Source organism: Pseudomonas sp. EggHat1 (assembly GCF_014892995.1).
GTDB classification, from domain to species: domain Bacteria; phylum Pseudomonadota; class Gammaproteobacteria; order Pseudomonadales; family Pseudomonadaceae; genus Aquipseudomonas; species Aquipseudomonas chaetocerotis.
Genome location: NZ_JACKQK010000001.1, coordinates 251634 through 263403, shown reverse-complemented (window position 1 = coordinate 263403; position 11770 = coordinate 251634). Strand labels below are relative to the sequence as shown.

Genomic DNA, 11770 nt, shown 5'->3' with positions numbered 1-11770 from the left:
TTTATTCGATGACTTTCGGCACGAGGTACAGGCCGTTTTCCACGGCCGGGGCGATGGCCTGGTAGGCGTCGCGCTGGTTGCTCTCGTTGACCACGTCGGCACGCAGGCGCTGGGTGGCTTCCAGCGGGTGGGCCAGGGGTTCGATACCCTGGGTGTCGACGGCCTGCATCTGGTCGATCAGGCCGAGAATGCTGTTCAGGGTCTCGGTGGTTTGCGGAATATCGCCTTCATTCAGACCCAGGCGGGCCAGGTGGGCGATTTTTTCCACCTCGGAGCGTTCAAGCGCCATCGGGGGTTCTCCAGTGGAAGTGTGACAGAGGGGCCGGTGAGCAGCTGCAGGGAACGTATGTCGCGAGCCAGCGGTCAAAGGCCGCGATGTGCAGCTACAAGGCCCGGAAAAACAGGCAATCTACCATATTGCCGCCTTGCTCAAAATCCCTGCCGTTGTTAGAGTTTGCCGCACTTTTTACCTGCGCGTTTTCCGCGCCTGGCCTTCACCCACGCGTTGCCTAGGGTCCCTTCCTAATGTTCAAGAAACTGCGTGGCATGTTTTCCAGCGATCTGTCGATCGACCTGGGCACTGCCAATACCCTTATTTATGTGCGCGAGCGCGGTATCGTCCTGAATGAACCGTCCGTGGTCGCCATCCGTACCCACGGCAACCAGAAGAGCGTCGTGGCCGTCGGCACCGAGGCCAAGCGCATGCTCGGCCGTACGCCTGGCAACATCTCCGCGATTCGTCCGATGAAAGACGGCGTGATCGCCGACTTCAGCGTCTGCGAGAAGATGCTGCAGTACTTCATCAACAAGGTTCATGAGAACAGCTTCCTGCAGCCGTCGCCGCGCGTGCTGATCTGTGTGCCGTGCAAATCGACCCAGGTCGAGCGCCGCGCCATTCGTGAATCGGCCCTCGGCGCCGGTGCCCGCGAAGTGTTCCTGATCGAAGAGCCGATGGCCGCTGCCATCGGTGCCGGCCTGCCGGTCGAAGAGGCGCGCGGTTCGATGGTCGTCGATATCGGCGGCGGTACCACCGAGATCGCCCTGATTTCCCTGAATGGTGTGGTTTACGCCGAATCCGTCCGTGTCGGCGGCGACCGTTTCGACGAAGCCATCATCACCTATGTGCGCCGCAACTACGGTTCGCTGATCGGTGAAGGCACCGCTGAACGTATCAAGCAGGAAATCGGCACCGCCTATCCGGGTGGCGAGATTCGTGAAGTCGACGTACGCGGCCGTAACCTGGCCGAGGGCGTACCGCGCAGCTTCACCCTGAACTCCAACGAAGTGCTCGAAGCGCTGCAGGAATCTCTGGCGACCATCGTCCAGGCAGTCAAGAGCGCGCTGGAGCAATCGCCGCCCGAGCTGGCCTCGGATATCGCCGAGCGCGGCCTGGTGCTGACCGGTGGTGGTGCACTGCTGCGTGATCTGGACAAGCTGCTGAGCCAGGAAACCGGTCTGCCGGTGATCGTTGCCGAGGACCCGCTGACCTGCGTCGCCCGTGGCGGCGGCAAGGCCCTGGAAATGATGGACCGCCACGCCATGGATCTGCTCTCCACCGAGTAAGGTTCACTCCGCGTGCCTGCCGTGCCGCCTTCGGGCGGCACGCGCATATTCGAGCATTGCAGTACACTCGGCCCAACCTTCGCCTGACCGGTTTGCCTTTCGCATGAATTCGCGCGCTTTCCGCCCCTGTGGCGCACGAGGAGCAGGTCATTAAGCCGCTCTTCGCCAAAGGTCCCTCGCTGGGCATTCGTCTGTTGGTATTTGCCGTGTTGTCGGCGGTGCTGATGGTGGTCGATGCCCGCTTCGAGACCCTCAAGCCGATGCGCAGCCAGATGGGGCTGGTGCTCACGCCCTTTTATTGGCTAGCCGATGTGCCCGTTCGCGTCTGGGATGGGGCGACTCAGCAGATTTCCTCGCGCAGCGAGCTGATGGCCGAGAACGAGAAGCTCAAGGCCGAGGCCCTGCTGCTGCAGCGCCGCCTGCAGAAGCTGGCAGCGCTGACTGAGCAGAACGTGCGTCTGCGTGAACTGCTCAACTCCGCCGCGCTGGTGGACGAGGAGGTGTTGGTCGGCGAGCTGATCGGCGTCGATCCCAACCCCTATACCCACCGCATCCTCATCGACAAGGGCGAGAAGGATGGCGTGTTCCTCGGTCAGCCGGTACTCGATGCGCGCGGCCTGATGGGCCAGGTGGTCGAGATCATGCCCTACACCTCGCGCGTGCTGTTGCTTACCGACAACACGCACAGCATCCCGGTGCAGGTCAATCGTAACGGTCTGCGTGCCATCGCCGTTGGCACTGGCAACCCGGAGCGCCTGGAGTTGCGCCACGTTGCCGACACCGCTGATATCAAGGAGGGTGATCTGCTGGTCAGCTCCGGCATGGGCCAGCGCTTCCCGGCCGGTTACCCGGTGGCCACGGTCAAGGAAGTGATTCACGACTCTGGCCAGCCCTTCGCCATCGTCCGCGCCGTACCCACTGCCGCACTCAATCGCAGCCGTTACCTGCTGCTGGTGTTCTCCGACCGGCGCACTCCCGAGCAGCGTGCCAACGATTCCGCCGAGGCCCAGGAAGCTGCCGACCGCGAAGCCGAGCAGGCACGCAATGGCGAGCAGGTGCCGGCGCAGAGCGACGCATCGGCCGAAGACGCCCCAGCACAGGAGGCAAACTGATGGCTGGCGTACTGCCCCGCAATGGCTGGGTGATCTGGCTGAGCCTGGCGCTCGGGTTGTTGCTCAGCGTTTCGCCGCTCCCCGAGTTCATGCAGATCGGCCGCCCGCTTTGGGTCGCATTGATCCTTACCTACTGGGTGCTGGCCCTGCCGCATCGCGTCGGCATGACCACCGCCTGGATTCTTGGCCTGGCGCAGGACGTACTGTTCGGTACGCTGCTCGGGCAGAACGCCTTGATTCTCACCCTGATCACCTTTCTGGTGCTGAGCCTGCATCAGCGCCTGCGCATGTTCCCCATGTGGCAACAGAGCATGGTGCTGATGGTGGTGTTCGGTCTTGCCCAGCTGGTTCAGCTGTGGCTTAACGCCCTGACCGGTAGCCGTCCGCCAACCCTGGCCTTTGTCCTGCCGGCACTGGTCAGTGCCCTGCTGTGGCCCTGGATCTGCGCCATCCTGCGCGGTCTGCACCTGCGCCTCAACGTCAACTGAACGCGGCCTGCCGCACGGCTGGCCGCGGTTCGCCAAGGGAGATACCCGTATGGCCGAGCTGTTTCTGGCCTCCGCCTCGCCCCGTCGCCGTGAATTGCTGGCCCAGATCGCTGTGCCTTGCGTCACGCAAATCGCCTCGATAGATGAAAATCCATTGCCAGCCGAACCGGCGGCAGCCTATGTAGAACGCCTGGCGCGTGAAAAAGCGCGCGCCGGTCTGCTCGCCTTGGGCGGGCGTGAAGATGCCGTGGTGTTGGGCGCCGATACCGCTGTGGTGCTCGATGGACGTATTCTTGGCAAACCGGCGGACTTCGCCGAGTCACGCGCGATGCTTCAGGCCCTGTCGGGGCGCAGTCATCAGGTGCTGACGGCTGTGGCGTTGGTCGGTGATGGCCGCGAGGCGGCGCGAGTGGTCAGCAGCGAAGTGAGCTTTCGTCCTATCGGCGAGGCGGAAATCGAAGCGTACTGGGCCAGCGGCGAACCCTGCGACAAGGCGGGCAGTTATGGTATCCAGGGGTTGGCAGCCGTGTTCGTCAGCCAATTACGGGGCAGCTATTCGGCAGTGGTCGGTCTGCCGCTGTGCGAAACTGCCGAGTTGCTTGGCGAGTTCGGTATTGCCTGCTGGCAGTTGCCGGCGAAAGGGCCGCGCTAAGAACCCTGGCGGTGGCAGCATAGGTAGTTTTTTGGCGTGCCCGAAAGCTTGAGTCCGCGGGGCGGTGCAGTAGCCCGGCCGGCATGATCACCAGGATGGATGCATGAGCGAAGAGATTCTGATCAATATCACGCCGATGGAGTCGCGCGTGGCGGTGGTGGAAAACGGCGTGCTGCAGGAAGTGCACGTCGAGCGCACGCAGAAGCGCGGCATCGTCGGCAACATCTACAAGGGCAAGGTGGTGCGCGTACTACCTGGCATGCAGGCGGCTTTCGTCGATATCGGCCTGGAGCGTGCGGCCTTCATTCATGCTTCCGAGATTTCCACCCGCGAGGGAACTGCGGTAGAGCCGATCAGCGCGCTGGTGCACGAAGGGCAGAGCCTGGTGGTGCAAGTCACCAAGGACCCCATCGGCAGCAAGGGGGCGCGTCTGACCACTCAGTTGTCGATCCCTTCGCGCTATCTGGTGTACATGCCACGCACCAGTCATGTCGGTATTTCCCTGAAGATCGAAGACGAAGCAGAGCGCGAGCGTCTCAAGCAGGTGGTCGCCGATTGCGTCGCCGCCGAGGGTATCGAGGAAACCGGTGGCTTCATCCTGCGCACCGCCGCCGAGGGTGCGGGTGCTGATGAAATTCTGATCGACATCCGCTACCTGCGCCGCCTCTGGGACCAGATCGGTGCGCAGATCCAGAACTGCAAGGCGCCCACGGTGATCTACGAGGATCTGTCCCTGGCGCTGCGTACCCTGCGAGACCTGGTCAGCCCGCGGACCGAGAAGATTCGCGTGGACTCGCGGGAAACCTTCCAGAAAATCACCCAGTTCGTCGCCGAATTGATGCCGGAGATCGCTGATCGCCTCGAGCATTATCCTGGCGAGCGACCGATCTTCGACCTGTACGGTGTCGAGGACGAAATCCAGCGCGCACTGGAGCGCAAGGTGCCGCTGAAGTCCGGAGGTTATCTGGTGGTCGACCCCGCCGAAGCGATGAGCACCATCGACGTCAACACCGGCGCCTTCGTTGGCCATCGCACCCTCGAAGAAACCATCTTCAAGACCAATCTCGAGGCGGCCACGGCCATTGCCCGTCAGCTGCGTCTGCGCAACCTGGGCGGCATCATCATCATCGACTTCATCGACATGGAGGACGAGGAGCATCAGCGCCAGGTGCTGCGTACCCTGGAGAAGCAGCTCGAGCGTGATCACGCCAAGACCAACATCATCGGCATCACCGAACTCGGCCTGGTGCAGATGACCCGCAAGCGTACCCGCGAAAGCCTCGAGCAGATTCTCTGCGAGCCCTGCACTGCCTGTCAGGGGCGCGGCAAGCTGAAGACGCCGGAGACCATCTGCTACGAGATCTTCCGCGAGATTCTGCGCGAAGCCCGCGCCTACCAGGCGGAAAGCTATCGGGTGCTGGCCAATCAGAAGGTGGTCGATCGCCTGCTCGATGAAGAGTCGGGCAACGTCGCCGATCTGGAAGCCTTCATCGGACGTACCATCAAGTTCCAGGTGGAAACCATGTATTCCCAGGAACAGTACGACGTGGTGCTGCTCTGAGCACGCCAGCTATCGAGGTGAACGCCCTGGCGCGCCTGTTTTCGGCGCTGCTGCGCTGGGGGCTGGGTCTTTGCGCCGCCATGCTGGTGCTGGCTGCGCTGTACGTCAGCCTGGGCCGTGAGCTGGTGCCGCTGGTGGCCGAATACCGGCTCGAACTGGAAGATCGTGCCACGACGCAGCTGGGAGTACCGGTACGAATCGGTCGCCTCGAAGGTCATTGGCAGGGTTTTGCCCCGGTGCTGGTGGCGCATGACGTGCACCTGGGTGACGAAGAGCAAGGCCTGAGCCTGGAGCGTGTGCAACTGGTGCCGGATGTGGGCGCTAGCCTGCTGGCACGCCAGCCGCGCATCGCCCACCTGCAATTCGACGGCCTGCAATTGAACGTGCAGCAGAACGCTGAAGGTGGCTGGCAGTTGCAAGGATTGCCACAGCGCAGCGGCCCCGAGCTGAATGTCGAGCAGTTACTGGAGCAGTTGCAGATCGTGCACCGCATCAGTCTGCTCGACAGTCGTGTGGTGCTGCAGCCGCTCGATCAGGAGCCGCTGCTGCTCAGCTACGTCAACCTGAGCCTGCGTTACGGCAGCAACAGTCAGCGCCTCGACGGCCGCCTGCTGCTGCCTGATGGTCAGCCTGTGGCGCTGCGGCTGCGCACGCGCATGCAGCCCAAGACCTGGCGCGAGGCACAGTCCGAGCTCTATCTGAGCCTGCCGCAGAGCGACTGGGCCACCTGGCTGCCCAAATCGCTGCTTGGCGACTGGCAGGTGCAGCGCTTGCAGGCCGGCGGTGAGCTGTGGCTGGAGGGCCGTGGCCTGGCCTTGGACAAGGGCGCCTTGCGTCTGCATGCCCCCGAGCTGGCCGGCGGCCAGGCCAAGCACAAGGTCGTGACGCTCAAGGACCTGGCCTTCAACGCCTTCTTCACGCAAGACAAGCAGGGCGTGCGGGCGCAGATCGACTCCCTGGCCCTGACCCATGGTGAGCAGCGCATCGGCGAGCTGCACCTGAATCTGAAGCAGAGCGATGAAGGCGAAACCGACGAGCGCTGGGCGCTGACGGCTGATCGGCTTGATCTCGCTGCCTGGTCTCCGTTGGTTCACGCGCTGGTGCCGATGCCCGATGCAGCGCGCGATGTGCTGGTCGCGCTGGCTCCGGTGGGTGCTGTCAACAACCTGTTGCTCGACTATTACCCGCAGCGTGAAGGCGCCGAGCGCCTGCAGTTCGCCGCGAACCTGGACAAGGTGGGCATTCAGGCCTATCACGGTGCGCCGGCGGCCGAGAACGTCAGTGGCAGTGCCTCGGGCAATATGTTCCGGGGCGAACTGCGCCTGAACAGCGAGAATTTCGCCCTGCATCTGGATCAGCTGTTCCCCGAACCCTGGCGATATCGCCATGCCCAGGCACGGTTGAGCTGGGACTGGAGTGAAACCGGCCTGACCCTGTATAGCCCCTATATGCGCGTGGATGGCGAGGAAGGGCAGGTCGCCGGTGACATGCTCATCCGCCTGTTGCGCGATCCCGAGGCTGAAGACTACATGGACCTGCGTGTCGGCATGCGCGACGGCGATGCGGCCTACACCGAGAAGTACCTGCCGAGCCGCGCGCCGGGCATGAGCGCTGAGCTCGATCATTGGTTGAAGACGGCGATCCGCGCGGGGCACGTCGAAGAGGGTTACTTCCAGTATCAGGGTTCGCTGAACAAGGGCGCACCATTGGGCGCGCGCAGCCTCAGCCTGTTCTTCAAGGTCAAGGATGCCGAGCTGGCGTTCCAGCCCGGCTGGCCGTCGCTGCGTGAGGGTGTGGGCGAGGTGCTGATCGAGGATGATGCGGTGCGCGTGCGCCTGCAGAGCGGGCGTTTGCTGGAGAGTCAGGTCAATGACGTCACAGCCAACATCCCCTTGCGGCATGATGGCAAGCCACCGCGCCTGGAGCTCGATGGCGAGGTGCAGAGCAGCCTGAGTGACGCCATCAAACTGCTGCAGGAAGCGCCTCTGGGCACAGCGGGGATCTTTGCCGGTTGGCAAGGTGAAGGGCCTCTGGCCGGGCGTCTGAAGCTGGATATTCCGCTGCAGAAGGGGCAGCCGCCCGGTGTGGTGGTGGACTTCGCCACCGAGGGCGCGAGCCTCAAGCTGGCCAATCCCGCCTTGCAACTGAGCAAGGTGCAGGGTGCGTTTCGCTTCGATAGCGCAGCCGGGTTGAGCGCGCCGGACGTTCGCGCCGAGGTCCTCGGGCGTCAGGTGCGCGGCACTATCCGCGCCGAGGGCGCGCGTGGGCAGGCGCGTACGTTGTTCGATCTGCGTGGACAGGTCCAGGTCGATACCCTCAGCCAGTGGCTGGGCGGGCCGCAGAAGTTGCCGGCCAGCGGACTGCTGCCTTATCGACTGCGCCTGACCCTGGATGGCGATGACAGCAAGCTGCGCGTCGATTCCAATCTGCGCGGCGTGGCGATCAATCTGCCTGCGCCCTTCGGCAAGACGGCGCAGCAGGAGCGTGATGCCGACTGGCGCATGACCCTTTCCGGGCGCGAGCGTCGTTACTGGGCGAACTATGGCGAGCTGGCCAGCCTGAGTCTGGCCGCGCCCCCGGGTGCGCTGGCTGACGGACGCGGTGAGGTGGTGCTCGGTGGCGGTGCGGCCGGCCTGCCTCCCGGTCAGGGTTTACGTGTGCGTGGGCATCTGGATGAGCTGGACCTGGATGCCTGGAAGCAGCTCGGCACCCAACATCCGGTGAAGGTGGATGCTGACAGCCAGCGCCTGTTTCGCAGCGCGCGACTGGATATCGGGCGGTTCCGTGGTTTTGGTCAAGAGATCGAGCAGCTGACGCTTGGTCTGGCACGAGAGGGGCGGGACTGGGCCTTGCAACTCGACAGCGAGTTGGCAGCCGGGCGTGTGCTGCTGGCCGATGCCGAGGGTGTGCCTATTCGTATCGATCTGCAGCACGTGCGGTTGCCGGCGCCAGATCCTGAGGCGACGAAAGTCAGCGATGCGCCCGATCCTCTGGCCGATATCGACCCTCGGCAGATTCCGGCGCTGGATATCGCCATTGAGCGCGTGCAGCGCGGTGACAAGGTGCTGGGCGCCTGGTCGCTCAAGGTCAGGCCCGAAGCACAGGGTGTTCGCTTCGAGGAGCTCGACCTCGACCTGCAGGGGCTGAAGATTGGGGGCAGCGCCGGTTGGCGTGGTACGCCGGGCAACACCAGCAGTTGGTACAAGGGGCGCCTGCAGGGTGAAGAGCTGAGCAAGGTGTTGCTGGCCTGGAACTTCGCCCCGAGCGTCACCAGTGAGAGTTTCCGTGTGGACGCCGACGGCAGCTGGCCCGGTTCGCCGGCCTGGTTCTCGCTCAAGCGCTTCTCCGGCAATCTCGACGCCTCGCTGCGCAAAGGTCAGTTCGTCGAAGTGCAGGGCTCGGCCCAGGCGCTGCGCGTGTTCGGCCTGCTCAACTTCAACTCCATTGGTCGCCGCCTACGTCTGGACTTCTCCGACCTGCTGGGCAAGGGGCTGAGTTACGACCGGGTCAAGGGCAACCTGCAGGCGACCAATGGCCTGTTCGTGACGCATGAACCGATCACCCTGAGCGGACCTTCGAGCAATCTGGAACTAAATGGCAATCTCGACATGAACAACGAGCGCATCGACGCCAAGTTGTTGGTGACCCTGCCGGTGACCAACAACCTGCCGCTGGCGGCGCTGATCGTCGGCGCCCCGGCGATTGGCGGGGCGCTGTTTGTCGTGGACAAATTGCTCGGCGACAAGGTCGCCCGCTTCGCCAGTGTGCAGTACGACGTCAAGGGCCCGATGCAGGACCCGGAGATCAGCTTCGACAAGCCCTTCGAAAAACCGCAATGACCTAGTCTCTTGGCGTACGCTGTTAGAGCCTCTTCAACGTTTCGCGAGCTAGAGCCATGCAAGGCAAAGACAGGCGAGGGCCGGTCGGAGTCGCGTCCGACTTTACGAGTTGTAAATGAGCAGTCCGAGCCTGTTGTTAACGTAGCAGGGCCGACGCGCAGCAGACTTTGAACAGGCTCTAAGACCGAGAACCGATGAGTGCCACTATGAATCTCGCTGTAATCCAGATGGTTAGCCAGGACGACGTGCAAACCAACCTGCGTCTGGCTCGCCGTATGCTGGAGCGTACCGCGCAGGGCGGTGCGCGCCTCGCCGTGCTGCCCGAGAACTTCGCTGCCATGGGTCGCCGCGACCTGGCTGCCATCGGCCGCGCCGAAGCATTGGGCGAGGGGCCGATCCTGCCCTGGTTGAAACGCGCTGCTCGTGACCTCAGTTTATGGATAGTGGCTGGCACTTTGCCGCTGCCTCCGGACGATGATGCCGACGGCAAACCGCACGCCTGCTCACTTCTGATCGATGATCAGGGTGAGCGTGTGGCCCGTTATGACAAGCTGCACCTGTTCGATGTCGACGTGGCCGACAACCGTGGCCGTTATCGCGAGTCCGACGATTTCGCCCATGGCCAGCGCGTCGTGGTGGCCGATACACCCGTGGGGCGCCTGGGGCTGACGGTGTGTTACGACCTGCGCTTCCCTGAGCTGTTCGGTGCGCTGCGCGAAGCTGGCGCCGAGCTGATCAGCGTGCCGGCAGCGTTCACTGCGGTGACCGGTGCCGCGCATTGGCAGGTCTTGACCCGCGCCCGCGCCATCGAAACTCAATGCTATGTACTGGCGGCCGGGCAGGGTGGCGAGCACCCCGGTCAGCGTCTGACGTTCGGCCACTCGGCGATCATCGACCCATGGGGTCAGGTGCTGGCCGAGCAGGACCAGGGGGAAGGGGCCTTGCTGGCTCCCCGCGATGCCGCCGAGCAGGCGAACATTCGCCAACGCATGCCGGTGCAGCAGCACCGCCGAATCTTTTCATCGGACGTACCCCGTCCGATCGTTGTGGAGTGACCATGAACACGATGTTGCAATTCGTCAGCGAGCATCTGCTTGCCCCCGGTAACCTGACGCTCGATAGCCTCGGCAGCGTGCTGGGCGAAGTCGCTGGGCCGGGAATCGATGCCGCCGATCTGTACTTTCAAAGCCAGGTTTCGGAAACCTGGGTGCTGGAGGACGGCATCGTCAAGGAGGGCAGCTTCAATCTCGATCAGGGCGTTGGTGTGCGCGCCCAGTCGGGCGAGAAGACCGGTTTTGCCTACAGCAACGCGATCAGCCTCGATGCGCTTACGCAGGCCGCACAGGCCGCGCGTTCGATCTCGCGTGCTGGCCAGCAGGGCCGTGTGCAGGCTTTCGTCAGCCCGCAGGTGACCCAGCTGTATGCCGAAGGCAACCCACTGGACGTCATGGGGCGCGCCGAGAAGGTTGAATTGCTGCAGCGCATCGACCGCGCCACGCGCGCGCTCGATCCACGTATCAAACAGGTCACCGTGAGCCTGGCAGGCGTCTGGGATCGTATTCTGGTCGCCGCCCATGACGGCAGCCTCAGCGCCGATATCCGCCCGCTGGTGCGCTTCAACGTCAGCGTCATCGTCGAGCAGAACGGCCGCCGCGAGCGCGGTGGCCATGGCGGCGGCGGGCGTACCGATTACCGCTACTTTCTCGATGAAGACCGCGCCATGGGCTACGCCCGTGAGGCACTGCGCCAGGCGCTGGTCAATCTGGAGGCCATCGCTGCCCCCGCTGGCAGCATGCCGGTGGTGATGGGCGCTGGCTGGTCTGGCGTGCTGCTGCACGAAGCGGTCGGCCACGGCCTGGAAGGTGACTTCAACCGCAAGGGCAGTTCGGCCTACAGCGGCCAGGTCGGCCAGAAGGTCGCTTCCAGCCTCTGCACCATCGTCGACGACGGCACCCTGGCCGGACGACGCGGTTCGCTGAGTGTCGACGACGAAGGCACGCCGACCCAGTGCACCACGTTGATCGAGAACGGCGTGCTCAAGGGTTACATGCAGGACAAACTCAATGCCCGCCTGATGGGCGTGGCCGCCACCGGCAACGGGCGTCGCGAGTCCTACGCGCACCTGCCGATGCCGCGCATGACCAACACCTACATGCTGGCTGGCGAGAGTGATCCTGAGGAAATCATCCGTTCGGTAAAGAAGGGCATCTACTGCGCCAACCTTGGCGGCGGCCAGGTGGACATCACCAGTGGCAAGTTCGTGTTCTCCACCAGTGAGGCCTACCTGATCGAGGACGGCAAGATCACGGCGCCGGTCAAAGGCGCCACCTTGATTGGCAATGGCCCGGAGGCCATGAGTCGCGTGTCCATGGTCGGCAATGATCTGGCGCTGGACAGTGGCGTCGGTACGTGCGGCAAGGATGGTCAGTCGGTGCCGGTCGGTGTCGGTCAGCCGACGCTGAAGATCGACGCGATCACCGTCGGCGGCACTGGTGCGTAGAGCCGACAATAGTAGGGTGCGCCGTGCGCACCAGCGGCTGGCGAAGAGTCGGTGC

The 11770-nt window shown here is 63.8% G+C and carries 9 protein-coding genes; 8 read left to right on the top strand and 1 reads right to left on the bottom strand.

Annotated features, from left to right (window positions below; translation table 11 throughout):
* Position 1: 1 nt before the first annotated feature.
* Positions 2-289, bottom strand: coding sequence for an Asp-tRNA(Asn)/Glu-tRNA(Gln) amidotransferase subunit GatC (gene gatC, locus INS93_RS01280; protein ID WP_160019457.1), 288 nt, complete (start codon positions 287-289; stop codon positions 2-4).
* A gap of 236 nt (positions 290-525) precedes the next feature.
* Between gatC and mreB the strand changes: the two genes are divergently transcribed.
* The 8 genes from mreB (at position 526) to tldD (ending at position 11715) form a co-directional block, all read left to right on the top strand.
* Positions 526-1563: a rod shape-determining protein MreB gene (gene mreB, locus INS93_RS01275; protein WP_013714086.1), complete on the top strand. Its 1038-nt coding sequence runs from the start codon at positions 526-528 to the stop codon at positions 1561-1563.
* A 185-nt stretch (positions 1564-1748) separates the two neighbouring features.
* Complete coding sequence (mreC, locus tag INS93_RS01270; protein WP_372241845.1) at positions 1749-2675, top strand: rod shape-determining protein MreC; 927 nt, start codon at positions 1749-1751, stop codon at positions 2673-2675.
* Entirely contained in the window at positions 2675-3163 is a 489-nt protein-coding gene (gene mreD / locus INS93_RS01265; RefSeq protein WP_178094715.1) for a rod shape-determining protein MreD, read from the top strand. Before mreC ends, mreD begins: the two co-directional genes overlap by 1 nt.
* Before the next feature lie 49 nt (positions 3164-3212).
* Positions 3213-3815: a Maf family protein gene (locus INS93_RS01260; RefSeq protein ID WP_192980001.1), complete on the top strand. Its 603-nt coding sequence runs from the start codon at positions 3213-3215 to the stop codon at positions 3813-3815.
* A 103-nt stretch (positions 3816-3918) separates the two neighbouring features.
* Complete coding sequence (rng, locus tag INS93_RS01255) at positions 3919-5376, top strand: ribonuclease G (RefSeq protein WP_192980000.1); 1458 nt, start codon at positions 3919-3921, stop codon at positions 5374-5376.
* 17 nt (positions 5377-5393) lie between these two features.
* Positions 5394-9215 (top strand): YhdP family protein, encoded by a 3822-nt coding sequence (locus INS93_RS01250; RefSeq protein WP_192979999.1) that lies wholly within the window; start codon positions 5394-5396, stop codon positions 9213-9215.
* 206 nt (positions 9216-9421) lie between these two features.
* The gene (locus tag INS93_RS01245) at positions 9422-10270 is read left to right on the top strand and encodes a carbon-nitrogen hydrolase family protein (protein ID WP_192979998.1); all 849 of its coding nucleotides are present in this window, start codon (positions 9422-9424) and stop codon (positions 10268-10270) included.
* Positions 10271-10272: 2 nt separating this feature from the next.
* A complete protein-coding gene (tldD, locus tag INS93_RS01240; protein ID WP_192979997.1) occupies positions 10273-11715 on the top strand; it encodes a metalloprotease TldD in 1443 nt (480 codons plus the stop codon).
* Positions 11716-11770 lie beyond the last annotated feature (55 nt).